This is a genomic window from Flavobacterium mesophilum, assembly GCF_039581405.1.
GTDB lineage: Bacteria > Bacteroidota > Bacteroidia > Flavobacteriales > Flavobacteriaceae > Flavobacterium.
Genome location: NZ_JBCPXZ010000002.1, coordinates 82,965 through 109,413, shown reverse-complemented (window position 1 = coordinate 109,413; position 26,449 = coordinate 82,965). Strand labels below are relative to the sequence as shown.

Genomic DNA, 26,449 nt, shown 5'->3' with positions numbered 1-26,449 from the left:
AAGCAAAAAATAAAAAAATATCGATGAAAAAATTAAAATTTAGCCTTGTTGCACTAGCCTCTTTTTTTAGTGTTTTACAAGCTCAGAATAACCAAAAAGGAACACCTCCGCCTGTAGCCGAGAAAGATTTGACAGCTTATTTATTTGTGTATTTCACAGGAAATAAAGTTGAAGAAGAAGCAGTGCGATATGCTGTAAGTGCCGACGGTTACCATTATTATCATTTAAATGACAACAAACCGGTTTTAGACAGCAAAGTGATCAGTTCTACTGGTGGCGTGCGTGATCCGCATATTTTGCGTGGCGACGACGGAAAGACTTTTTATATGGTTTTGACGGATATGACTTCATCAAAAGGTTGGGACAGCAATCGTGCTATGATTTTATTAAAAAGCTCCGATTTGGTAAACTGGAAAAGCAGTGTTGTTAATATTCAGACGACTTTTCCTGGAAACGAAAACTTAAAAAGGGTTTGGGCGCCTCAAACTATTTTTGATGCCAAAGCTGGAAAATATTTAATTTATTTCAGTTTGCAATATGCGGGAGGCCCAGATAAAATTTATTACGCTTACGCGAATGCAGATTTCACTGCTCTAGAAAGTGCTCCAAAATTATTGTTTGTTCCAAAATCAGAAAGAGCTTGTATTGACGGCGATATAATTGAAAAAGACGGCGTGTATCATCTTTTTTATAAAACCGAAGGTGGAAAAGCCGGCATTAAAGTCGCTACAACAACTGATTTGACTTCGGGAAATTGGACAGAAAATGATAATTATCTGCAACAAACAAACGACGGTGTTGAAGGTTCTAGTGTTTTCAAACTGAACAATTCTGACGATTATATTTTGATGTATGATGTTTACACAAAAGGAAGATATCAGTTTACAAAAAGTAAAGATTTAGAAAACTTTACAGTTATAGACAATGATATTTCAATGGATTTTAATCCGCGTCACGGAACTATATTACCAATTACGCGTTCTGAATTAAAAAGAATTACAGCAAAATGGGGAACGCCAGAAAAACTTCCGAAAGTAAATAATAATCCTGTTTTAGAAGGTTATTATGCCGACCCTGAAATTTTGTATTCAAACAAAACCAAAAAATATTACATCTACCCAACAAGCGACGGATTTGATGGTTGGTCGGGTTATTATTTCAAAACATTCTCATCTAACGATTTAGTAGATTGGAAAGACGAAGGAATCATCATCGACTTGAAAAAAGATGTTACTTGGGCAAACAGAAATGCATGGGCGCCATGTATTGTAGAGAAAAAGATCAAAGGAAAATACAAGTATTTCTATTATTTCACAGCGGCACAAAAAATTGGTGTAGCTTCTTCAGATAATCCAACTGGACCATTTACGGACAGTGGAAAAGCATTGGTTAGCACAAGACCAGAAGGCATAAAAGGCGGTCAGGAAATTGATCCAGACGTTTTCACTGATCCAAAATCGGGAAAAAGTTATTTGTATTGGGGCAACGGATATATGGCTGTAGCCGAATTGAATGCAGACATGATTTCGCTTAAACCAGAAAGCACACAAGTGATCAAAGTCGATAAAACTTTCCGTGAAGGAACGTATATATTTTACAGAAAAGGAACGTATTATTTCCTTTGGAGCGAAGACGATACCAGAAGTCCGAATTACAAAGTAAGATACGGAACTTCAAAATCGCCTCTTGGGCCAATTGAAATTCCGCAAAACAATATCGTAATTCAAGGAATTCCAGATCAAGGAATTTATGCAACGGGACATAACTCGATTTTACAAATCCCAAACAAAGATGAATGGTACATTACATATCACAGATTCTCTTACCCAACCGGAATTAAAATGGGCGACGCAGGAGGTTTCCACCGTGAAGTTTGTATGGATAAATTAGAGTTCAATGCTGATGGAAGCATCAAACAAGTTGTTCCAACGCATAGTGGTGTTTCGGCTCTTAAAAAATAATTTTTAGCGTTTAATTTTCAATGAAAAAAGCTGTTTCTAGATTTATAGAAACAGCTTTTTTATTGTTCGTTCTGGTTGAGGTTTTCCGTAAAGAAAAATTAAATAAAAATTGCATCTTTACTTTTAGTTGAACAGAATAAAATACTACTAAATTAATTATGATTGATAAGTTGAAAAAAATTGCAGGAAACGGAATCGCGTACGGAATTTATTATTTTCTTTTATGTCATCTTCTTGGCTTTATCTGCAGCATTCCAGCTAAAAGTGTTCTCAAAGTTTCTATCCCAATTGCACTAATAACCTTATTGATCAATGGACTGATATATAGTAGATTTACAAAAAGAGAAAAGAAGTTAAGAGCTATTACTTTTAAAGCTGATGATGCTGTAAAATCAAGATTGGAAGGGATAGCGAATCATCAAATTGAAGACGATTTGGTGTCTGGAAAACTTTGCCTCACAGATGAAGAACTAATTTTTGTAAGTCTTAATAATAAAGAATACAGATGGTTTCTGAGTTCTCTAGCTTCATTTCATTTTTATCCTACCATTTTTAATAAAGGAGGTGAATTTGTGATTAAAGATCAAAATGGGCGAAAAATTATGTTTGAAGTCGATTATATAAAATCTTGGAAGAAAGAACTTTTATAAAAAAATAAAGGCGGTTTCTATTAAAGAAACCGCCTTGTCTTATATAAAATTGTAAGGCTTATGCAGTCTGATCATCAGTTTCAGCGTCAGGAGCATTTTTCTTTACAGATTCGATTCCGTTTTCTCTAGAAGCAACACTTTCGTACATTTCACTTGTTCCAATGATTTGTCCGTTGCTGGCTTTTAGGTTGAAATAAGGTTTTCCGTTGCTTGATTCTTTTCTGTCAAAACGGCCATCGTCTTGCGAGTTTGTTTTTACAGACTCAATTCCGTTTGTGCAAGCCGCTTTAGTTGTATACCCTTCACTTGCCAAAATAGTCTGGCCATTTCCAGCTTTTAAATTGAATTGAAACTCTCCGTTGGTTCTTTTAGTAATTACAAATTTTCCCATGTAGCTTTTTATTAAGGTTAGGTAATATTTTTTTTGCTAATTATAAAAATACAAAACTTACTTATACAAATGATATTGCAAGAAAAAATAATTGTTTCCAGATTGTTAAGCAAACACCGAATATTTTCAACTTAAGTGATTTTACTGCGTGTAAGTTTATATTATTTTTTAATTTTAAACTTTAAAAGAATCATCAGCGATTTATTTTACTGGTGAAAATTATTTTATGAAGGAAATCAGCGAAATTTTAAAAGCATATTCAGAAGCAAAATCAGAAGGCAAAAAAACAGCTTTGGCAACAGTCGTTAAAGTGGAAGGTTCGTCATACAGACAACCAGGCGCGCGAATGCTAGTTACCGAAGATGGTTTGCTGACTGGCGCTATAAGTGGAGGATGTCTGGAAGGCGATGCATTGCGAAAAGCGCTTCTTTCCATCAATCAAAAGCAGAATAAATTAGTTACTTACAATACAAGCAATGAAGACGATGCTGAAATTGGTCTTCAACTAGGTTGCAACGGAATTGTCCATATTTTATTCGAATACATTGATGACGAATTAGAAAATAATCCAATTCAGCTTTTGAGCCAATTAAAATCAGAAAGAAAAGAAGCGGTAATTATTAGCATTTTTTCATTAAATAAAAGAGCAAATCAAATTGGAACAAGTTTGTTTTTCAGAAAAGACAGCCCAGTTTTGCATCACAATAACAATGGATTAAATTTAATTTCCGAGGCAAAAGAAGTGCTTCTGACCAAAATGACTTCGGTAAAGAAAATCAAAGAAAATTCAGAAGATGAAGCCTTAATTGAATACATAAAACCTCCCGTTTCATTAGTAATTGCAGGAGCTGGAAATGATGTGCAACCATTGGTGAAAATGACCGCTTTATTAGGATGGGAAGTAACGATTGGCGACGGACGAAATGCGCATGCAACGAAAAAACGTTTTCCATCGGCGCATAAAGTTTCTGTTGTAAAGGCGGAGGATTTTTTGGAAAATGTAAATATCGACGATCAAACTTTTTTTGTTTTGATGACGCACAATTACAAATATGATTTGGCTGTTTTGAAATTATTATTGAATACAGATTGCCGATATATTGGAATTCTTGGCCCAAAATCAAAACTGGACAGAATGCTCGATGATCTTCAATTGGAAGGAATTTCAGTAAATGATGAGCAACTAAAAAGAATCCACAGCCCAGTTGGACTGGATATTGGTGCCGAAACTTCAGAGGAAATCGCTTTGTCAATCGTTTCTGAAATCAAAGCTTATGAATCGGGAAAAATTGGAACTTCTTTAAAATACAAGTCGGGTAAAATTCATGACGAAATTTATTATGGAGCAGAAAGATGAAAATAGAATTGGGATTGTGATTTTGGCCGCCGGAAATTCTTCAAGATTAGGGCAACCAAAACAGCTTTTGGGATATAAAGATTCTACACTTTTGAAAAATACAATTGCCGAAGCTTCTTTTGTTCCAGCTGTAAAAATTATTGTCGTAACTGGCGCCAATCATCAATTGATAGAAGAAGAACTTGATCCGTCAAAAATAAAAATAAGCTTTAATCCTGATTGGGAATCGGGAATGTCGTCTTCCATTGTAAACGGACTTCATAAATTATTGAGCTTATATCCTGATTGTGAAAATTGTATTTTTGCAGTTTGCGATCAGCCGTATGTTTCGAGTTTAATTTTCGAAAGTTTGATTCAGGAACATCATAAAACCGGAAAGGGAATTGTGGCTTCGGCGTATTCAGAAACATTGGGAACGCCAGTTCTTTTCAATAAAAAATATTTTAATGAATTGTTAGAACTGAAAGGGCAGGAAGGCGCAAAAAAAATAATCAATAAATTTTCAGAGGATACAGCTTCAGTTTTGTTTGAAAATGGAAACATTGATATCGACACCGAAGACGATTATAATAAATTGATTTCTGAGTTTTAGTTTTTGCCACAGATTAAACGGATTAATATGATTTTGTTTCACGCAGATTTTGCAGATTTTAGCAGATTAGTTTTAAAAAAATCGATGTAAATCAGCTTAAATCAGTAAAATCTGCGTGCAATAAACTTAAAAACATAACTGTCGTGCCAATGAAAGCACTTGTTCAATAGTTTCCTCAATTTCTTCATTTGTTGTAAATCTTCCTAAACTAAAACGAATAGAACTCAAAGCATTTTCATCCGATAATCCCATTGCTTTTAAAACATGCGAAGGTTCAGAAGTTACAGCGGAACAAGAAGAACCATTTGAAACTGAAATATTTCCCAAAGCTAAAATCAATTGTTCTGAATTTACATTCGGAAAACAAATATTTGTGGTATTGTAAATTCGGTTAGAAGAATCTCCGTTTATGAAAGAACCTTCAAATTGCAACAAACCGTTTTCTAGTTTGGCTCTTAATTTTTCAATTCGTTCCTGATCGCTTTTCATTTCGTTTAGTGCAATCTCGCTCGCTTTCCCTAAACCTATAATTCCCGGAACATTCAGCGTGCCGCTTCGTAATTTTCGTTGTTGATTGCCACCATGAATTTGCGGTTCCAGTTTAATTTTGGCTTTCGCCGAAACATAAAGCGCGCCAACGCCTTTTGGTCCAAAAAATTTATGGGCAGAAAGAGGCAAAAGATCAATTCCGAGTTCCTTTACATCAACTGGAATTTTGCCGACAGCTTGAGTGGCATCACACATCAAAAGAGCATTTTTTCTGTGGATAATTTGGGCAATTTCTTTAATATTCTGCAAAACGCCAGTTTCATTATTTGTCATCATCACTGCGACTAACAATGTTTTATCTGTTACGGCTTGATTTAAAGCTTCAAGATTTAAAATCCCATTTGAAGCGACTGGTAAATAAGTAATTTCAAAACCAAGAGATTCCATAAACTCGCAGGTCTTTAAAACTGCTTTATGTTCTGTTGTAACAGTAACAATATGCTTTCGGTCATGATTTGTCAAACCCTTCATCGCTAAATTTATCGATTCGGTTGCGCCAGAAGTAAAAATGATTTCGTCTTCTTTAGCACCAATAAGACTTGCAGTTTGCCATGCAGCATTTTCAACAGCTTCATTCACATTAAGTCCGGCAATGTGAGAACTTGAAGCATTTGCATATGAATCTTTAAAATACGGAATCATCGTATCCAAAACACGATCATCAACTCGAGTTGTGGCATTGTTGTCAAGATAAATGTTTGATTGCTGGGACATAATTCGGACTTAATTCAGTAAAAATACAATTTTGAAAACATTCTTCGAAAAATAGAAAAAATAAAAATCCGATTGAAAGCGTATAAAATTGTTTCCCGCAGATTTAGCAGATTATTTTATTTCTTCATAAAAAAATCAGCGTAAATCTTTTAAGCGCCACAATAATCTGCTTGATCTGCTAAATCTGCGTGAGAAAAAAAATTGCGTCCTTAGCGTACATCTTTGCGTGCTTTGCGGTTAAATAAAAACAAAATTGTAATTATTCTAAATAAAGCTAATGTTTGAATTTTATAATTTTTTATGCTTTAAGATTGTTAAATTTGTTAGAATAACTAAGGTGTTTCTGCTAATTTAAAAAATAGACTGAATGGCTTCTAAAAAAACAAATCAGAATAAAGCAACAGAGGAAAATGCAAATTCCCGTCGTGACTTTATAAAAAAATCGGGGCTTTTGACGGCTCTCGCTTTGACACCACCATCTTTAGTGATGGCTTCTGAGAATAAATGGGATGAAAAAATAGCCGAATATTTAGAGACAGTGCCGCTTTCTATTGAAGTAAATGGCAAAAAACACAATCTTAATATCGAACCAAGAACCACTTTGCTTGATTTGTTAAGAGAGCAATTGCAACTTACCGGAACAAAAAAAGGTTGTGATCACGGGCAATGTGGTGCATGTACAGTTCATATAAACGGAACCCGAGTTTTATCTTGCTTGACATTGGCAACCATGCAACAAAATGCTCAAGTAACCACAATCGAAGGACTTTCGAAGGGAAAAAAATTGCATCCAATGCAAGAAGCTTTCATTAAACATGATGGTTTTCAATGTGGTTATTGTACACCGGGACAAATCATGTCCGGAATTGCCTGCATTAAAGAAGGTCATGCCAATAGCAGAGAAGAAATTAGAGAATATATGAGCGGTAATATTTGCCGTTGCGGTGCTTATCATAATATCGTTGATGCAATTACTGAAGTGAAGGAAGGAGGGATGCTGTCATGAAAAATTTCCAAATAATAAAAGCGTTATCAGCAAGTTCTGCGGTATCAAATATTAGCAAAGAAAGTTCGGCTATGTTTATTGCAGGAGGAACAAATCTTGTTGATTTGATGAAAAAGAACATCGCCACTCCAGATAAATTGGTTGATATTACGGCTTTAGATTTAAAAAAGATTGAATTCTTGAGCGGAAAAGTATCAATTGGTGCACTGGCAAAAAACAGCCAAGTTGCTGAAGATCCTTCGATAAAAGAGAAACATCCTTTGTTAGCATTGGCTTTAGCGGCTGGAGCATCACAACAAATCAGACATATGGCGACTGTTGGTGGAAATATGTTACAACGTACGCGCTGCTCTTATTTTTATAATCCTGATATGCCATGCAACAAAAGAGTTCCAAAAAGCGGTTGTGGTGCGATTGGCGGATCAAATAGAATGGCAGCAATTTTTGGTGCATCTGAAAGTTGTATTGCAGTTCATCCAAGTGATATGTGTGTGGCTTTGGCGGCGCTTGATGCAACAGTTTTGGTAGAAGGACCAAAGGGAAAAAGACAAATTAAATTCACTGATTTTCATCGTTTACCTGGAAATACACCAGAAAAAGACAATACGCTTCTGGATAAAGAATTGATTACTTCTGTTGAAATTCCGGATAATAATTTCAATAAAAATGTTCATTATTTAAAAGTTCGTGACAGATCTAGTTATGCGTTTGCATTGGTTTCTGTAGCGGTGGCTTTAGATATTCAAAATAATAAAATAAACAGCGCGCGTTTAGCAATGGGCGGTGTAGCACATAAACCTTGGAGATTGACAGAAGCAGAAGAATTTTTGAAAGGAAAAACAGTTTCTGAAAATACTTTTAGACAGGCCGCTAATTTGGCAATGAAAGGCGCAAAAAGTTATGGAGACAATGATTTCAAATTGACTCTTGGACCAAATGCCATTGTAGAAGCATTAACTATAGCATCATCTAAATAAATTGAATTATGAGCAAGACAAGTAATATAAATAGAGTAGATGGATTTGCTAAAGTAACAGGTTCTGCAACTTATTCGGCTGAATATAAAACGGATGGCGTGGTTTATGCCTGTTTGGTGGGAAGTACGATTGCAAAAGGAAGAATTAAAACCATTGATACTAAAAAAGCAGAATGGGCGCCGGGAGTTTTGGCTGTAATCACACATTTGAATGTTGACAAACCTTCTGGATATCAAAAAGCGAAAGACAAGCATAATTTTGGGCAACCGCTCCAAATTTTCAAAGATGATTCGATTTTGTACTACGATCAACCAATTGCACTTGTAATTGCCGATTCGTTTGAGCGAATGCAATATGCGGCGAGTTTGATAAAAGCGGATTATCTAAAAGAAGAACATTCGACTGAGCTGAAAAAAGCTGCTGATAAAGAAAAGAAAGTCGAAACCGATAAAGGAAATGATTATCACCGTGGCGAACATGACGGTTATAAAAATGCGGAGGTTGTTTTAGAAACCGAATATACGATTCCGACTGAAGTTCATAATCCAATGGAATTGGCGAATATAATTGCTAAATGGGAAGGAAATAAGCCAATTGTTTATACGAAAAGCCAAGGTGTCGAGGGAACTCGAAGAAGTATTGGTGAGGTTTTCGGAATTCCTGCAGAAGATGTTTCGGTACATTCGGAATATATTGGTGGTGCATTCGGAATGGGATTGCACACTTGGCCGTATGAAATTGCGGCGTTGATTGGTGCAAAAAAACTAAATCGTCCAGTGAAATTGGTTTTGCATCGCGAACAAATGTTTACTAATGTTGGTTTCAGACCTTACACAATTCAGAAAATGGGTTTAGGCGCTACCAAAGATGGTAAATTGACTGGCTTGACGCACGAAGCAGTTGCAATGACTTCAAGCTATGAAGATTTCATGGAAGGAACGGTAAACATGTCTAGATTTATTTATGATTGTGCCAATGTTTCAACACGTTATCGTATTGTGCCTTTAGACACCTGTACGCCAATATGGATGCGTGGTCCGGGAGAAGCAACAGGTTCTTTTGCCTTAGAATGTGCCATGGACGAAATGGCTTATAAATTAGATTTAGATCCAATTGAATTCCGTAAACGCAATTATGCTGAGAAAGATTTGGAACAAAATAAACCTTGGAGCAGTAAATACCTGTTAGAATGCTATGAAGGCGGAATGGAGCGCATCGGTTGGAAAAACCGTAAAAATAAACCGGGATCTGTTCGTGAAGGAGAATGGTTGGTGGGATACGGAATGGGAACGGGAACTTTTGGTTGTTATAGAAGCGCTACAACTGTGAAAGCAAAATTTTTAGCTGATGGAAATTTAGTACTACAATGCAGTGTCAACGACATGGGGCCAGGAACGGCAACGATGATGACAGCTATTGGTGCCGAAATTATGGCAATGCCGTCTGAAAATGTAATTGTAGAAATGGGAAAAAGCGGTTTGCCGAAAGGTCCAACGCAAGGAGGATCGGCGACGACTTCATCTGTGGGTTCTGCAGTTCATGATTCGTGTAATTTATTGGTCAGCAAAATTCTGGGATTAGCTAGCGAAACCCCAACTTTTAAAGGAACTGCAATTACCGATCTGACTTTTGCAAATGGTGTAGTTTCTTCAAAAAACAATTCAAAAACCGTTTCTTTAGCTTCTTTATTGGCATCAAACAAATTGGAAGATTTTGCAGTTGAAAATATGTCAAAAGGAACAGAAGAAGCAAGAAAATATTCGATTTATTCGTTTTCAGTTCATTTTGTAAAAGTTTTAGTGAATCCGAATATCGGAAAAATTAGATTAGCGCATGTGGTTTCTTGTGCGGATATCGGAACTGTAATCAGTCAAAAAACTTCGGCGGGACAAATGTTTGGCGGAGCGGTTGGCGGAATCGGAATGGGATTGATGGAAGCTTTAGAAATCGATCATCGTTTTGGTCGTCCCATCAATAATAATTTTGCCGATTATCACGTCCCTGTAAATGCTGATATTGAAAAACAGGAAGTTTTCTTCGTCAATAAAAAAGACCCGATTAGCAATCCAATGGGAACAAAAGGTTTGGGAGAAACAGCCTTAGTTGGAATGGCGCCTGCAATTGCAAATGCGGTTTTCAACGCAACAGGAAAACGTGTTCGAGATTTGCCAATTACATTAGATAAGATTATAGAGACTGTAAAGGTTTAAGTATATAAAATTTCAAAAAATCCCTTTAAGGCTGATCTTAAAGGGATTTTTTTGTTATGAAAAAATCTCGCAATCCCGATAGCTATCGGGAGCAAAGACGCGAAGTTTTTTTGCAAAGTAACCTCATTTTTGTCATTTCGACGAAGGAGAAATCGCACGCGGTAATCGAAAAAGATTGGAGACAATTCTTTGCGGAATTTCTAGTGCGATTTCTCCTTCGTCGAAATGACAAGATTGTGTAATAATCTGTATGAATAAACTTTGCGCCTTTGCGACTTCGCGAGATTAAAAAAGCCATGCGAACCTTGCGGTAAAAAAAAATCGCAAAGCTTAAAAAAACTTTGCGACTTTGTGCCTTTGTGGCATATATTGTAGTTAATAAAACTTATTTAACCGTAATAGGCAATTCAACTGTTGTTTTGTCCCACCCAATAACTAAATTAGCTACATTTCCTTGCGTTGTAAAAGCGATAGATAAAGCTTCGATAACATCAGAAACTGGTTTAACAGGAACTGAAACTCTTACAACGTCTTTGCTTTCGTCATAAGCATAACCTCCCCATAAATCTAATTCTTTATTGATAATGATTGTCCATTTGTCTTTTTCTGGAATAGCAAATAAACTGTAGTATCCTGCAGGAACTTTTTTACCACCAATTGTTACGTCTTTGTAGAATTTGATTTCTGTATTTTCGTTAGCACCAACTCTCCAAACTTCTCCAAATTTTACAATGTCGCCAAAAATAGTTCTTCCTTTTACAGAAGGTCTTGAGTAAAGAACTTTGACAACTGGGTTTGGAGTATCTGTTTTTTTGAATTTAACAGATCGGTTTGGGAAATACGCAATATCAGCTGGACTAGCATCAAGCGGAGCAAATTTCACCACATCTTGTGCCTGAACTGTAAAAGCAGCAAACAAAGTAACTGCTAATAAATAAAATTTTTTCATAGGATTACAATTTTTAGAATAACTACAAAGTAAGTTAATAAAGGAGAAAAATCATATAATTACAGTTCATTTTTTGTTAATGAATTGGTAATGATTTTTCTCCTTTATCATTTTTATAGAAAAATCTCTGGTCTTTATGTTAATTCACAGGAATCTTCAAATATTCTCCTTTAAAGCTTTGGTTAAGGGCCGTCATTTCAATTGGAGTATTCGAACCGTCTGGAATTACTTCAATTGATGCTTTTCCATTTGCCATTTTGATGGATTCGCTTCCGGTTGGAGTTCCTTGGTTTCTTAAAGTTTTTCCACCTTTGATGCATTGGAAATAAACACTTTCTTCATAATCCAAACAACGCAAATTATTGTTGTCAATCGCAATTGCCGTTACCAGATAATTGCCATTTTTTAATTTTTCAGAAGATAATTGAAGCGATGTTGCTGCTTCATTTTTCTTGAAGCGATAATTAACTTTTAAAGTATCCGAAACTGTTTTTCCTTCTTTTGTTTTTCCGATGGCAACTAAGATATTTTCTCCTTTTGTGAAATTAATATCCCAAGTCAAACCGTTTGCAGGATAAAGCGAAAGATTGCGTTGTTTTTCACCCATTGATTTTCCGTTATGGAAAAATGTCACTTTCTCACAATTACTGAAAACGCTGATTGTTCTTGGCGTATTTTCAGGACCTTGACGTTCTGTCCAGGTATGTGATTCAATGTATGCAAAAGGTTCTTTTGCCCAATAGCTTTTGAAAACATAATACGCGTCTTTCGGAATTCCGTTTCGGTCTGTCAATCCTTTTTGATTCATATAAGGAATATCATCTTCCGGACGTAACGGCGTTGCAAAATCCTTGAATGCCCATTGAATATTTCCCACAAAAGTTGGGTCATTCTCGGATATATGCAAATGCCAGTCAAACAAATCAACGATGTAATTTTCGCTCCAGTCGCCAATTTGAGCAATATTGGCCACTTTAGTTTGTACGATAGCTTCTTCCCAACCTTCGGCTTTTATGACATTTTCGCCTGTAATTGGGTTTTCGCTATGACGTCCCACATGGCTGTCTCCACCATATTCGGCGTGAATGAAATGGCTGTATTCTTTTTTGTAAACGTCAATTGCTTTTTGATAGCTTTTATAACTGCCAGAATACCAACCTGACCAAATAGAAGGAGAGAAGACATCGACAATATGAGAACCTTCATAATATTTTCTGATTGCCGTTTTTCTTGTTGGATCAAGTTTGTGCGCAATATCATTTAATTCATTTAAAAATGCATTTGTTTTTTCTGGATTATCTCCGTCAGGAAAATCTGGAAGCCAGTTTATTTCATTCCCTAAAGACCAGAGTATGATACTCGGATGGTTATAATTTTGATTGATGATTTCTTCCAACATGTTTTTGGCATTCGTTTTCCAAACCTCATTTCCAATTCCGCCACGACACCAAGGCAATTCATCCCAAACCAATAATCCTAATTCGTCACAAGCTTTGTAAACTTCTGGATCTTGTGGATAATGCGCCAAACGAACAAAATTTGCGCCCATTTCTTTGATCGATTTCATATCCGCCCAATGTTGTGCATTTGTCATAGCGGCACCAACACCTGCTTGCTCTTCATGACGATGCGTACCGCGAATTAAAAGTCGTTTTCCATTCAAATAAAAAGGACCGTGATCTTTGAATTCAAACCATCTGAAACCAACTTTTTCAACAACACTGTCTTTTATTTGATTTTTTTCAGATAAGGAAGCTGTTAGTTTATACAAATTTGGATTATCTGTATCCCAAAGTTCGGGGTTTTTGATGTTTTCAAAAGTGATTGTCGAAGTTTTCTCCGAAACAGAAATTGTTTTGCTGGCTACTTTTTTTCCTTTCGGAGTTTTTAAAGTTACCGTTAATGACAAATCTTTTGAATTATCAGGATTTGCAATTGAAGAAACAATTTGTACTGAAGCTTTTTTAGCCGAAACTTCTGGAGTTGTAATTTTTAGATTTTCAATGTGACTTTTGTATTTAGAAACGAACCAGACATCACGCGTAATACCGCCATAAATAAAAAAATCGCTTTTTTGAGATGGAATAATCTCGATATCATAACTGTTGTCAACACGAACAAAAATATCATTGTTTCCTTCTTTAATCAAATTCGTAATATCGATTGAAAAACCGATATAACCGCCAATATGTGATCCAGCTTCTTTACCGTTTACATATACTTTTGTCGTAATATTTGAACCTTCAAAGTATAAAGAATAACGCTGATTTTTGTCAATTTGAGGAATATTTAATTTCTTTTGATACCAGCTAGCGTCGCGTCTATATCCCGGATATAAGTCGGTTGCATCTTCTGCATTCCAAGTATGAGGCAAGTTCAATGAAACCCAATTCTGATTTTTTTGAGCTTCGCTGAGGCTTGAAGTATGGTTTTCTAAATAAAGCCAGTTGTCATTAATATTCATCTTTGTCTGAGCAAAACTGCTGCTCAGACAAATCTGAAAAAAAACAAAAAGTGTAAAAAGTAAAAATGTATGGTTTTGTGGTTGTTTCATAGTTAATAAGGCTTTTTTTTGAGTGGCAAAGTTGCAAAGTAACAAGGGGCAAAGGCTAAAAAACTATGTCCCTTTATAACTCTGTTACTTTGTCACTTTTTCTCTAAGCAATGCTTCTAAAAAATAATAATCGGCATAAATCATCGGGACATCAATTTCATCATGTTTTGGCCAGTTTCCTGTGCTATGATCGAATAGAAAAGGAGCTTTAATGTTTTCGTTTAATATGTATTTGTCAGACTGCACTGAAGTCATTAGTTTATTGGCGAAAGCCAAATAACTCTTATTCTTTGTGTAGCCATACAATTCATATAATCCTGATGCCATAATCATAGCTGCCGAAACATCTCGTGCTGCATTGGGAATACTTGGATCCTTAAAATCCCAATACGGAATTCCGTCTTCTGGCAAGTTTTTATTGCTCATAAAAAACTTTGCTGTAGCTTCGGCTTGTTTTAAATAAGCCGGATCTTTTGTGTATCGATAAGACATTGTAAATCCGTAAACTGCCCAGCCTTGTCCGCGCGCCCAAACCGAATCATCATTATATCCTTGAAGGGTGGTTTTCATTCTGACATTACCCGTTTTTGGATCATAATCAATAACGTGGTAACACGAATTGTCTTCTCTAAATTGATTTTTTAAAGTAGTATTGGCATGTTGTATGGCAATCTCGCGGTATTTAGGATTCCCAGATAATTTTGAAGCCTCAAAAAGCAATTCCAAATTCATCATGTTATCGATAATTACAGGGAAATCCCAGACTTTTTTATTGAAATCCCAAGAACGAATCGCGCCTATTTTTGGATCAAATCTGCCGGATAAAGTTTCTGCACCTTTAATGATTACAGCTGCATATTCTTTTTTGTGTTCTACTTTATAAGCTTCTCCAAAACTGCAATACACTTTAAAACCTACATCATGCGAAGTACGGTTGACACTTTCTACTTTGCTAAAAGGCGTCCATTTTTGAGCTTGTTCTTTGTATTTAGGATCGTTTGTAAGTCGGTATAACTGCCAAAGATTTCCGGCGTAAAAACCGCTTGTCCAATCATACGAACGTACTTTTCGAATTTCATTAGTTTTGATATCCATGCTTCGTGGCATCGAAAGTGAATCGACTGGATAATCGAGCAACATTTTGTAACGGGTTTCCAGCAATTTTTCTGTCGCTGGAGAGACAACTGTTTTTTGAGAATTAATTCCGGATTTGCACGCTACTGTCAGCGATGCAAATCCCAGAATTAAAGAAATGAAACTAACTTTATTCATATTACTAATTAATGGACTGTTTTAAATAACCAAAATTGATTGGCTTTAAATTTGGGTTTGGAATCATTTCTGTATTTTTATTAAATGTAATTAATCTATATAAGTTCTTGCATATCTATGTGTCAAAAATACACATATCAAAAACACATCATGTATAGTATTTGATTTTTTGGTTGGTGATCAGTCATTGTTTTGGTTTTAAGGTTAAGGTTAGATAAAATAGAAAAGCAATAAACTCATTCCGATTATGATTACGACAAATAAAGTTTGAAGAAACGAATAGTTCGGTTTTTTGATTTTCATACCGCAAATGTAGAAGCCGAAAACGATATATAAATACAAAAAAGGGTATCTAAAAATACAGATACCCTTTTTTAAGCCCTTAAAATACTAGGATTGCTAGATTACGGTTGAAGATTTGTAAAATTTGTCAGCATATTGTGAAGGCGTTTCACCATACTTTTTCTGGAAGCATTTGCTGAAATATTTCGGGTTATTGAAGCCCACTTTATAGCTGATTTCAGAAACCGTCAACTTGTCTTGTTCCAATAATTGCGCAGCACGTTTTAATCTGATTTCATGAATGAATTCGTTTGGCGTACAATTTGTCCAAGCTTTTATTTTTAGAAACAACATGGTTCTGCTGACACCTAATTCTGAACAAAAAAACGGAATATCGAATTGTTCATTCGAAATATTTTCTTCAACAATTTTGAAAGCTTTTTTCAATAGTTCTTCGTCCAATGAAGAAACTGTGATTTCTGATGGAATAAAATTGTCTTCACTTGAGAATTTGATTTTTAAGCGTTCAGTTGTATTTAAAAGATTTTTTACGCGAAGTTTGAATTCCATTAAATTGAAAGGCTTACTGATGTAGTCATCCGCACCGCTTTCTAATCCTTCAAATTTGTAGACCAACGAAGACCTTGAAGTCAGCAATATGACTGGAATATGACTCGTTTTGATGTTTTCTTTGATTTTAGAGCATAATTCGGTTCCTACCATTTCCGGCATGATGACATCACTGATAATCAAATTAGGTACAAATTTTAGCGCTTTTTCTAATGCAATTTTACCATTTTCAGCTTCAATAATATTGTAGTCTTTCTTGAGAAGATTTTTCATGAATTTTCTCAAAACCTTATGATCTTCAACAATTAAAATGGTTTGTTTTTCTTCATTGACAATTAAATCCTCAAGATCTTCATTTTCGGTAATTTCCGAAGGTTCAAGTTGCGCATTGTATTGTTCAATATCATCACTGATTTTAAAATCTGAAATAATTTCGTTGTCTAAAAGATGTTCGCGTCCAAGCGGCAAAGTCACTTTGAAAACTACACCTCCAGTAGCTTTGTTCGTAACATCAATTTTGCCTTTGTGGAGTTCGACAATGTTTTTTACAATCGAAAGCCCAATTCCGGTTCCTTTATTGTAATTTTTCTGAACCTGATTGTGCATCGGAATTTCAAAAAACAAATCAAAAATTTTGTCAATGTGCTCTTCCGAAATTCCAACACCTGAATCTTCAACAGCAATAAAAAGATTTTGTGAGTCTTGATTTATTTTGACATTGATCGAACCGCCTTTTGGTGTATATCTAAAAGCATTCGAAATCAAATTATAAAAAACGCGTTCCAATTTGTATCGGTCAAAATAAACCAGAATTTCTTCGTTTTCAGTTTCAAAAGTGTAATCGTAACCGCCATCTTTGGCATATTCGATAAAGGATAAAAAGATTTCTTTAGTGAATTTGACAATATTTCCGTTTGCCGATTCCAATGAAACTTGATGATTTTCCAGTTTTCTGAAATCCATCAAACGATTAATTAAACTCAAAAGATGATTGGCACTTCCTTCAATGACTAAAAGCTTCTTGTACATTTCGTTAGTACCATTATAATCGGCTAGTATTTGTTGTAACGGACCTAAAATTAAGGTCAGAGGCGTTCTGAATTCATGCGAAATATTAGTAAAGAAATCCAGTTTCAATTTGTTGTTTTCTTCAATACGCTGTGTTTCCAGATATTCCAGTTCTAATTTTTGCTTCAATCTGGTTTTTGATTTCATGATCCAAATCAAACCATATAATCCTGATCCGATTATGATTCCGTAAAGCAAAAATGCCCACATACTACGCCAAGGGGCTGGATTTACAATTACGGTTAAAGTGGTTGGAGTTTGATTCCAAACACCGTCGTTATTAGCGCCACGAACCTCAAAAGTGTATGTTCCTGCATTTTGAATGGCAAAATTTGCTTCGCTGTTTTTAGTGGTTGTCCAGTTGTTTTCTAAGCCCACTAAACGGTAGCTATATTGATTGTTTTTGGAACGAATGTAATTTGGAATCGCAAAATTGATGGAGAAATTTGCTTTGTCATAATCTAAAGTAATGGTTTTAGTGAAACCAATACTTTGTTCTAAAATCCCATCTTTATCATGTGCATTGATTGTCTCGTTTTTGATTTTCAAATCGGTAATTAAAACTTGTGGTGCATGCTGATTTAGAGAAATTTTATCCGCATCAAAAAACGATGCTCCCGAAGGGCTTCCAAAATAAAATTGATGCGAGCCTAATTTCAAAGCCGAATTATCATTGAACTCGTTACTTGCCAAACCATCTTTTTGATCATACAGCAAAACCGACTTCTTTTTCTGATTGTATTTTATAATTCCTTGATTTGTACTGATCCATAGGTTTTTATCGTCATCTTCTAAAATCGAGTGAATTGCCGTAATATTTGTATTTCCAACTTTAAGATTAATTCGGTTGAATTTTTTTCCGTCAAAATAATGTAATCCTTTTGCTTTAGTACCTACCCAAATTTTATTTTGACTGTCTTGAAAGAGAGTTAAAATATCATCGCCTGCTAAAGTAGCATTATCGAAAAAGAAATGTTGTATCGAATATTTCTGTGTATTGAAATTACGTAATGGAATGTGATTCAGACCATTCTGAGTTCCAACCCAAAGCGAATTTTGTTTGTCGACTAAAATGGTTCGAATAATATTATTAGTTAAAAAAACAGGTTTTGTATCATCATTTCCGATTAGGTCGAAAGTCTTATTAATTGTATTGTAACGAATTAATCCTTTTCCGAATGTTCCAATCCATAAAATAGGCCCTTCCGTTTTTATCGAGTAGACACCGCTTTCTTTTAAAAAAGCGGTTAAATCTGGTGCAATTCGATTGTCTTCAATTCTTTTTGAAATCGTATTGTAAGCTGACAGTCCTTTAGAAAAGGTTCCAATCCATAAAATATGATCTTCAGAAAGACACATTGCTTTGATGTCATCTTTATGAGTTTGCCCGGTTTTGCTGTTGATGTAGTTTACAACTTCGGTGTTTTTATTGAAAATTGTAATACCGCCACCTTCTGTTCCGAAATAAATATTCTGATTTTTATCGGCAATAATAGAACTTACAACATCAAAACTCATCGGGATCTTGGTTGAAGTTTTATTGTAATTGGAGAAATTGACATTTGAAATATCCCACAGATTTACGCCTTTATAATAACAGCCAATCCAAATCGAGCCTTTTTTATCCATAAATATGGATTTCACTTTTTCGATTCCGGTGCTGTTATTACTACTATTGATTTTTTGTAAACTGTTGTCTTTGCCTAAAATATAAATTCCGTCATAAGCACCAATCCATAGCGAACCTTGTTTGTCAATTACTAACGATCTAATTTCGGTATTGATTTCACGATATTTTTCTTGAGGTAAAAAGGAAACATACGATTTTTTCTTGGTGTCGAATTTTAAAAGCCCTTTATTTTTTGTCCCCACCCATAACGAGCCGTCTTGTGCTTCAATCACAGATTGTACAGTCAATAAGTCAACAGGATTTAAAGGAAAGTTTTTAAATGAAAACTTCCCATTTCTTCGGCTTGTTAATTGGCACAGACCTTTTGTAGTTCCAACCCAAATTTCACCTTTTTTGGTTTTTAAAATGCTTAGGATATTATTGGCTGGAAGGGTAGAAGCATCAGCATCCGAATGAAAAAAAGAGTTGAATTTTGAGGTTTTTTTATCGTAAACCGTTAAGCCATTTGAAGTTCCAATCCATATTTCGTTGCCAATTTCGCGAAGACTCCAAACCGCACTGTTGTTTATGGTATGATTGACTTTGGTTGTTAAATATCTTGTAAAACGATTTGAAACGGGATCATAGCAATTTAGTCCGTTGTAGGTTCCTACCCAGATTTTCCCTGAATTATCTTCTTCTATAGATAGAATATCATTATTGCTGATGGAATATTTGTCAGAAATGTTATTCCTGTAAACAGTGAATCGGCTTCCATCATATTTATTCAGACCATCACGGGTTCCAAACCACATTTGTCCAAATTTATCCTGATGAATGGCAATAACCGAACTCTGTGAAAGCCCATCGGTGGTTGAGAAATTTTTAAGGCGAAATTTATTTTGGGAAAACAGATTTCCTGAAATAAAAAGAAAAACTAGAAAGACGCTCGTGTATTTCATAGCATTTATTTTTTTGGTTAAGATTATTTTTAAGGTGCAAAGCGACAAAGGGGTAAAGGTTCAAAGGTTAACTTGCGAGTGAAAAACCTTTGGAACTTTGTGCCTTTTGATTCTTTGTACCTATTTTAAGCGTTTATTTAACTGATAATCATATAGCGAAGGCGCTTTTTCTATTGATGCGTTCAAAAATTCAATGTATGGATCGACGTCGTATTTGATTTCAAATTTTGTATTTCCGTGAACGCCAACAATTCTGGCAAAAGCACCGTCTTTCATTCCGTACAATAAAACAGGTTTTGTTGGATCTGGATTTTCGACCTGAACGTTTAAATTCCAAAATGTACTAAAAGGCGCATGTGACGGTTTCCAATAATCGGCGCCACCACCACCAAATACGGCATAACCATTATTTTTGTCGGCTTTTAAATGAACTGTAATGTTGTCAAATAAATTTTGATGATTCGCTCCAGAATGTTGGTCTAAAACGGGATCTGTAAATATTTCACAATCTTGATAGACGTTTTTAGTCGCAAAGGTGTTGAAGCTTAAAGGATGAACAGCCGAGTTGTATATTTTTAGATTCTTCACCAAAATATTATGAACACCGCCTAAAGTGACAGTGTAGTGCGCCAAATGTGTTCCGTCTGTTGTAATATCCTGAATTGTAGTGTTTGCTACCTCCTCTGCTAATATTCCACTGTCAGCATTGGTGATTTTGACATCTTTTACCCAACTATTGAAAAGTCTTGTCAAGAAAATTCCGTTATTTCCTGGTTCAACGTGATGCGCCACTCTTGGAATATCAGGAAAAGTAAAACGAAGATGTTCGATTCCCACTTCATTCAAATGTTTCCATTCTACCAATTGCGCTTGATAACTTGGTTTGATCGAAATGGTTAAAGGCGTTTTTAAAGTGATTTTTGAACCCGATATTTTGATGATTTCAACTTGTTGCCTTACAATAGGAAGTTTCGGGTATTTCCAGTGATGCGAACCCGGTTTTACGTTTGCTCCTTGGTATAAGTCTTTTACAATTTCGCCTTTTTCGCCATCTTTATTAAATAATTGCAATTCGACAATGTCGCCAATTTTCAAGCCTTTCACATCTGAAACGGAAATAATATGTTCGCCCATTTTCCCTGAACTGACTTTTGCCAAAGGATTCGATTCAGGTTCGTATTTGTCCAAATATGATTTAACACGCTCGCCAGGAACCTGCGTCCAGATAAAACCCCCAGACCAAGCATATTGTGAAAAAGGCAAGTCAATATTGTTTTCAGGTTCGCGTTGTCTTTTGTCCAAAGTTGTGAGATATTCACGAAGTTCTGATAAAGCCTCAGAATCCTTAAGATACATCATCGGTCTTGGGCAATAAATCTCCGTGCCATTTTCAGCAGAACCCGCACCGCGAAGTACAAAATTGCTTTTTTCGATATAGAGAATTTCGCTTAGGATAACTCTGCCAGCCGGCAATTGGAGGATCACATTTCCGTCAACAGCATTTGCGGCTTTAAAAGCTTTTAAAAGCGCTTTTGAATCGTCTAACTTATCATTGGCTTTAACACCAAAGTCTGTTGCATTGATAATTTTCCCGTTTGCTTCAGGAATTTGGCTTTCGCCGAAATGATACCCCGCATAACTAAAATCTGGCAGATAATTCGTTTTATCCGACAAGATTTTTGGCAGTTGCTGACTTGAAATGCTATTCGCAAAAAGACAGCAACAGATAAAAATGGTTTGACGAATCATGGTTTTGGTGGTTATTTTGGTTAGTTAGTTTTTTTGTTTGCCACGAAGTCACTAAGGGCACTAAGTTTTTTTCTCTCGCAGATTCCGCAGATTTAGCGGATTTTTGTCATCCTGACGAAGGAAGGATCTCCACAAGGAGCTCTACAAAGAGTGGAGATACTCTATGCGGAGCTACTTGTGAAGATTGCTACGCCAGTTCGCTGTCGCTCGTGTCCTCGTTTCTCGGAATGACATATAGAACTTGAAACTTTGCGTCTTAGCTCCCGATAACTATCGGGATTGCGAGACTAAAACACAAAGCTTAAAAAAACTTAGTGCCTTAGTATCTTAGAGCCTTAGTCCCTAAAAAGAAGAACGTTTAATTCCTAATTCAAGACCTCGCAACTCTGCAAGACCTCTCAAACGGCCAATCGCAGAATACCCCGGATTTGTTTTTTTCTTCAAATCATCCAACATTTGGTGTCCATGATCCGGACGCATTGGCAATTTGCTGTTGTTTCTTTTTTCAACTTCAAGAATCGCTTTTACGACTTCATACATATCAACATCACCTTCTAAGTGGTTTGCTTCATAAAAACTTCCTTCTTCATCGCGCTGTGTGCTTCTTAAGTGAATAAAATTCATTTTATCACCATGACGTCTTACTATTCCCGGTAAATCGTTATCGGCGCGTACGCCGTATGAACCTGTACACATCGTGAATCCGTTTGATTTTGAAGGAGCTGCGTTCATTAATTCGATCAAATCTTCTTCGGTGCTGACAACTCTCGGTAAGCCTAAAATCGGGTAGGGAGGATCATCAGGATGAATGGCCATTAGAACGCCTTTGCTTTCCGCAACCGGAATAATTTCTTTTAAAAAGTGAAACAGATTATTTTTTAAGGCTTGCCTGTCAATATGATTGTAAGCACTTAATGTTACCAAGAAATCTTCAACAGTATACGCTTCTTCAGCTCCAGGAAGTCCTGCGAGAATATTTTGCTGTAATTTGATTTTGTCTTCTGCAGTCATTGTTTCAAAATAGCTTTTTGCTTTTTGAATTTGTGATTCAGAATATTCTTTTTCTGCTCCTGGACGTTTTAAAATATACAATTCAAATGCAGCAAAAGCATTAATATCAAAACGCAACGCTTTAGAGCCGTCTTCAACAGTATAGGATAAATCTGTTCTTGACCAATCTAAGACCGGCATGAAATTATAGCATACGCATTTGATGCCGCACAAAGCCAAATTTCGAATACTTTCTTTATAATTGTCAATGTATTCAAGGTATCTTCCTGTTTGCTTTTTGATGTCTTCATGAACGGGAATACTCTCCACAACAGACCACGTCAAGCCAGAAGCTCCTTTTTTAGGATCGCCGTCTTGGTGTTCAATTTCAACTTTTCGTTTAATGATTTCATCAATGCTCCAAACTTCTCCATTTGGGATATGATGTAGAGCAGTGACAATTCCGGTTGCTCCGGTTTGTGCAATATCTTGTAAAGAAACTGGATCATTTGGCCCGAACCATCTTAATGTTTGTTCCATTTTTGTGTTTTAAAAAATTAAATACTTGTAGCAGCAAAACCGCCATCTACTTTTAATACTGTTCCGGTAACGAATTTTGACATGTCGCTGCATAAATATAAAAGGGCACCGTCTATATCTTCAGGGGTTCCAAATCGTCCCATTGGAGTTTGTCCGATGATTTTCTCGCCTCTAGGAGTAAGATTTCCTTCTGGAGTAAGCAACAAGGCGCGGTTTTGTTCACCAATGAAGAAACCTGGAGAAATAGCATTTACACGAATGCCTTCGCCGTATTTTGAGGCAAGTTCAACAGCCATCCATTGCGTGAAATTGTCAATTGCTGCTTTTGAAGCCGAATAACCCACAACTCTTGTCAAAGGTCTTTGTGCCGAAGCAGATGAAATGTTGATGATGTTTCCTTGTTTTTGTTTTGCAAAAAGTGACGAAAAAACTTGAGAAGGAAGCATTGTTCCAATGATATTCAAATCGATTACTTGCTGTAAATCTTCAGTTTTCATGTCATAAACCGCTTGGTCTGGCTGGATCGTTGCCCCAGGCATATTTCCACCTGCCGCATTGATCAATATATCCAGACGGCCATATTTTTCAACGATATGATCTCGTACTTTTTCTACTTCTTCTTTATTCAAAACATTGGCTTGAACAGCAAAAGCTTGACCGCCGTTTTCTTCAATTGTTTTTACTGTATTTTCCGCTTTTTGAAGCGATTGAGAAACAATTCCAACGATAACGCCCTGTTTGGCCAAAACATTAGCAAAGTTGCTTCCAAGTACGCCGGCACCGCCTGTTATAAGCGCAATTTTTCCTTTTAAGTTTAATAATGAATCCATGTAGTTATGATTGTTTTCTAGTAGTCTGAATAATGTCTAGGACCGTTTTTGTTTCCTTTTCGATGGTTGCATAATCTTCTTCAATCATGCGCTTTTTAGTAATCAATTTGCTTCCTAATCCAACTGCATTTACGCCAGCTGTAAACCAACTCTGAATACTGCTGTAAGTAGTATCAACACCACCAGTGACCATGAAAGTCAAATTAGGAAAAACATCTTTGATGCTGCTCATAAAGTCAGGACCAAGGATATTTCCAGGAAAAAGTTTTATGAATGAAACGCCAGCATTTTCAGCTGCAATAATTTCGGTTGGCGTCATGCATCCAGGTGCGTATAATAAGTTGTTGCTTTTTAGAAAGTTCGCAACTTCTGGAACAAAACCCGGACTGATGAAAAAGTCAGCGCCTGCACTATGAAAATCTTTGGCTTGTGATTCATTTTTAATGGTTCCAATCCCTAAAAGCATTTCGGGCATTTCGGCATTTCGTACTTCAACCATCTTTCTGAAATTTGCTAAAGCTTCTGAGCCACGGTTTGTATATTCTACTGCTCGGATTCCTGCTTTATATAGAGCACGTAATACTTCTATACTGACTGTTTGATCGGTATTGAAATACAAAGGGAGCATGCCTTGGTTTGCAATAATTTCAATTGTATTTTGAATAGATTTCATGATTAAATTTTTACTTTGAAAACAAGTTTTTTCAATTGACCATCGCCAATCATAGCGGCGTGAACATCTTCTGGAAATAAAATAGTAAACTGTTTTTCCTGCAACTGAAAAAACATATCTGGTTTGTCATGAAAAAAACGAACATCTTTTTCATCACTATAATCTCCATTTGGACTTACACATTTCTCTCTTGGCTTCCATGCATAAGTTTCTGGACCTTTTACAACAATTTGTATGTCGATATTTTTGTCATGGCATTCGAAACCTTTTATGCTTTCCTCTTTAGTTGTTCCTTGTCCTGCAATTACAATTACTTTAAGTCCATCAGCAATTTCGATAACGCCTTCTTCAAGCTCGCTAATATCATTCTGATTTACAAAATCAAAAGCTTTTTTGAAATTCGGATGTAATCCATAATATTTTGCTGCATTGTGTAATGAGTCTACTATCATTTTATTTGGTTTTATATTTTATTATTGTCTGTTTTTACAGAACAAATAGTCTTTACTTTTTTGTTTAGATAAAATATTTTAAAATACTGGTTTTTAGTAATTTACGTGTTATTTATATTCCTGTTGTCATGTTTTGCTTTTCGCTTGAATTTAAACAATTGAAACAGCTTATTTTATCGTTTTGTATTATTTATAGTTTTTGTTTAAATGATTCGATTAAAATATTTGATAATGAACTTTTTGAATCAGTAATCATTATTAATTTTGATTAAATTTTTTCATTCCGCTAAAGCGAAAAAAATATCACAAAAAATAGTGCTGTTTTTGATGGTTTGTGTATTTTTGCGTGTACGCACACGGTTTTTTACAAATGTATATAAAAAGTGATGTAAAACAACTTATATTTGATAAAAAAAATAATAATTTTACAGAGCTAATAGAATTTTTTAACTTAAAAATAAGCGATATTATAACGATTAAAAAAATTGCAGAACTTGCTAATGTCTCACCAGGAACGGTCGACAGGATTATTCACAATCGTGGACAGGTAGCTCAGGAGAACGTCGATAAGGTGAATGCTATTATCGAAGAGTATGGTTATAAACGAAATATTTTAGCGAGTAATTTAGCATTAAATAAGAAATTTCATATTGCAGTTTTTCTGCCGAAGTATGAAAATTTGGAATATTGGAAAAGTCAGATTTCGGGAGTAGAAAAAGCGGCAGCAGAATTTGTGAAATTCGGAATTGTATTGGATTATTTTTTCTACGATTTTAATACAGAATCTTTTCAGAAGCAAATTAAAAAAGTCTTGGAATTTGATTGCGAAGGATTGCTTTTTGCACCTATTTTTTATGAAGACTCCATTCGGTTTTTAAAGGAATATGAAAAGAAGGATATTCCAGTTGTGATGATCGATTCAAATATTTCTGAAGAAAGCAAACATGCTTATGTGGGGCAAAATGCTTTTCAGAGTGGTTACCTTGCCGGAAGACTAATTAGTTTTGCAGTAAAAAATGAAAGGAAAGTTTTGATTTTCAAAATTGCAAGAGAAATTGAAAGTACATCCGTATATCTGCAACGAATAGATGGCTTTTATTCTTATTTTAAAGATAATAATGATCTTACCAATTTTAAGTTTTCGGAAATTACTGTAAAAGATTCTGGAACAGACCAGCTCAATCTTGAGATGTTTAAAGACATTCACAGTGTTTTTGTGCCTAATTCAAGAGCTTATATTGTCGCTCGATTTTTAGAAAAAAACAATATTAAGGGCGTGCGAATTATTGGCTTCGATTTATTGAAAGAGAATGTCGAATATTTGAATAAGGGCGTTATTGATTTCTTAATTAACCAAAGGCCAGAGGAGCAAGGCTATATGGGAATTAATTATCTATACAAAAAGTTAGTTCTTAAAGAGCCGGCCGAAAACACGCACTATATTCCTTTAGAAATTATACTAAAAGAAAATTATTTGCCTTCTTCAAGATAATATTAGCCCACGGGTTTTAAGGATTTAGGCTGATTTATACAGGTTATATT

Annotated in this window: 19 protein-coding genes; 8 read left to right on the top strand and 11 right to left on the bottom strand. The window is 35.4% G+C overall.

Features of this window, described 5'->3' with window-relative positions:
• The first annotated feature begins 23 nt into the window (after nt 1-23).
• Nucleotides 24-1,961 (top strand): glycoside hydrolase family 43 protein, encoded by a 1,938-nt coding sequence (locus AAYQ19_RS05090; protein WP_343534568.1) that lies wholly within the window; start codon nt 24-26, stop codon nt 1,959-1,961.
• A 158-nt stretch (nt 1,962-2,119) separates the two neighbouring features.
• Nucleotides 2,120-2,611 carry a hypothetical protein gene (locus AAYQ19_RS05085; protein ID WP_343534566.1) on the top strand — a complete coding sequence of 164 codons (492 nt, stop codon included), beginning with the start codon at nt 2,120-2,122 and terminating at the stop codon, nt 2,609-2,611.
• 58 nt (nt 2,612-2,669) lie between these two features.
• Here the strand turns inward: AAYQ19_RS05085 and AAYQ19_RS05080 are convergent, their stop codons facing one another.
• Complete coding sequence (locus tag AAYQ19_RS05080; protein ID WP_343534564.1) at nt 2,670-3,002, bottom strand: YegP family protein; 333 nt, start codon at nt 3,000-3,002, stop codon at nt 2,670-2,672.
• Nucleotides 3,003-3,228: 226 nt separating this feature from the next.
• Between AAYQ19_RS05080 and AAYQ19_RS05075 the strand changes: the two genes are divergently transcribed.
• A complete protein-coding gene (locus tag AAYQ19_RS05075; RefSeq protein WP_343534562.1) occupies nt 3,229-4,359 on the top strand; it encodes an XdhC family protein in 1,131 nt (376 codons plus the stop codon).
• A complete protein-coding gene (locus AAYQ19_RS05070; RefSeq protein ID WP_343534559.1) occupies nt 4,328-4,951 on the top strand; it encodes a nucleotidyltransferase family protein in 624 nt (207 codons plus the stop codon). Before AAYQ19_RS05075 ends, AAYQ19_RS05070 begins: the two co-directional genes overlap by 32 nt.
• Before the next feature lie 126 nt (nt 4,952-5,077).
• Here the strand turns inward: AAYQ19_RS05070 and AAYQ19_RS05065 are convergent, their stop codons facing one another.
• Nucleotides 5,078-6,214, bottom strand: a complete 1,137-nt coding sequence (locus AAYQ19_RS05065) for a cysteine desulfurase family protein (RefSeq protein ID WP_343534557.1) — start codon at nt 6,212-6,214, stop codon at nt 5,078-5,080.
• A gap of 367 nt (nt 6,215-6,581) precedes the next feature.
• Here AAYQ19_RS05065 and AAYQ19_RS05060 point away from each other — a divergent pair, with 367 nt between their 5' ends.
• The 3 genes from AAYQ19_RS05060 to AAYQ19_RS05050 are packed head-to-tail and all read left to right on the top strand — an operon-like array spanning nt 6,582 to nt 10,407.
• On the top strand, nt 6,582-7,220 hold the full coding sequence (locus AAYQ19_RS05060) for a 2Fe-2S iron-sulfur cluster-binding protein (RefSeq protein WP_343534555.1): 639 nt from the start codon (nt 6,582-6,584) through the stop codon (nt 7,218-7,220).
• Nucleotides 7,217-8,197, top strand: coding sequence for an FAD binding domain-containing protein (locus AAYQ19_RS05055; RefSeq protein WP_343534553.1), 981 nt, complete (start codon nt 7,217-7,219; stop codon nt 8,195-8,197). The genes AAYQ19_RS05060 and AAYQ19_RS05055 overlap by 4 nt, the downstream gene beginning before the upstream one ends.
• A gap of 8 nt (nt 8,198-8,205) precedes the next feature.
• Nucleotides 8,206-10,407, top strand: a complete 2,202-nt coding sequence (locus AAYQ19_RS05050) for a xanthine dehydrogenase family protein molybdopterin-binding subunit (RefSeq protein WP_343534551.1) — start codon at nt 8,206-8,208, stop codon at nt 10,405-10,407.
• A gap of 385 nt (nt 10,408-10,792) precedes the next feature.
• Here AAYQ19_RS05050 and AAYQ19_RS05045 read toward each other — a convergent pair whose 3' ends face one another.
• The 9 genes from AAYQ19_RS05045 to AAYQ19_RS05005 all read right to left on the bottom strand — a co-directional run bounded on the left by AAYQ19_RS05045 (nt 10,793) and on the right by AAYQ19_RS05005 (nt 24,907).
• Nucleotides 10,793-11,356 (bottom strand): DUF2911 domain-containing protein, encoded by a 564-nt coding sequence (locus tag AAYQ19_RS05045; protein WP_343534549.1) that lies wholly within the window; start codon nt 11,354-11,356, stop codon nt 10,793-10,795.
• A 139-nt stretch (nt 11,357-11,495) separates the two neighbouring features.
• Nucleotides 11,496-13,910 carry a glycoside hydrolase family 2 protein gene (locus tag AAYQ19_RS05040; protein ID WP_343534547.1) on the bottom strand — a complete coding sequence of 805 codons (2,415 nt, stop codon included), beginning with the start codon at nt 13,908-13,910 and terminating at the stop codon, nt 11,496-11,498.
• A gap of 84 nt (nt 13,911-13,994) precedes the next feature.
• Nucleotides 13,995-15,182: a glycoside hydrolase family 88 protein gene (locus tag AAYQ19_RS05035; protein ID WP_343534545.1), complete on the bottom strand. Its 1,188-nt coding sequence runs from the start codon at nt 15,180-15,182 to the stop codon at nt 13,995-13,997.
• Nucleotides 15,183-15,581: 399 nt separating this feature from the next.
• On the bottom strand, nt 15,582-19,673 hold the full coding sequence (locus tag AAYQ19_RS05030; RefSeq protein WP_343534543.1) for a two-component regulator propeller domain-containing protein: 4,092 nt from the start codon (nt 19,671-19,673) through the stop codon (nt 15,582-15,584).
• 120 nt (nt 19,674-19,793) lie between these two features.
• Complete coding sequence (locus AAYQ19_RS05025) at nt 19,794-21,422, bottom strand: hypothetical protein (RefSeq protein ID WP_343534541.1); 1,629 nt, start codon at nt 21,420-21,422, stop codon at nt 19,794-19,796.
• 342 nt (nt 21,423-21,764) lie between these two features.
• Complete coding sequence (gene uxuA / locus AAYQ19_RS05020; protein WP_343534539.1) at nt 21,765-22,952, bottom strand: mannonate dehydratase; 1,188 nt, start codon at nt 22,950-22,952, stop codon at nt 21,765-21,767.
• Nucleotides 22,953-22,969: 17 nt separating this feature from the next.
• Nucleotides 22,970-23,782 carry an SDR family oxidoreductase gene (locus AAYQ19_RS05015; protein ID WP_343534537.1) on the bottom strand — a complete coding sequence of 271 codons (813 nt, stop codon included), beginning with the start codon at nt 23,780-23,782 and terminating at the stop codon, nt 22,970-22,972.
• 4 nt (nt 23,783-23,786) lie between these two features.
• A complete protein-coding gene (locus AAYQ19_RS05010; protein ID WP_343534535.1) occupies nt 23,787-24,455 on the bottom strand; it encodes a bifunctional 4-hydroxy-2-oxoglutarate aldolase/2-dehydro-3-deoxy-phosphogluconate aldolase in 669 nt (222 codons plus the stop codon).
• Nucleotides 24,456-24,457: 2 nt separating this feature from the next.
• Nucleotides 24,458-24,907: a NanQ anomerase/TabA/YiaL family protein gene (locus AAYQ19_RS05005; protein WP_343534533.1), complete on the bottom strand. Its 450-nt coding sequence runs from the start codon at nt 24,905-24,907 to the stop codon at nt 24,458-24,460.
• A gap of 370 nt (nt 24,908-25,277) precedes the next feature.
• On the opposite strand from AAYQ19_RS05005, the gene AAYQ19_RS05000 reads away from it, so the two are divergent.
• A complete protein-coding gene (locus tag AAYQ19_RS05000; RefSeq protein ID WP_343534532.1) occupies nt 25,278-26,399 on the top strand; it encodes a LacI family DNA-binding transcriptional regulator in 1,122 nt (373 codons plus the stop codon).
• The last annotated feature ends 50 nt before the right edge of the window (nt 26,400-26,449 follow it).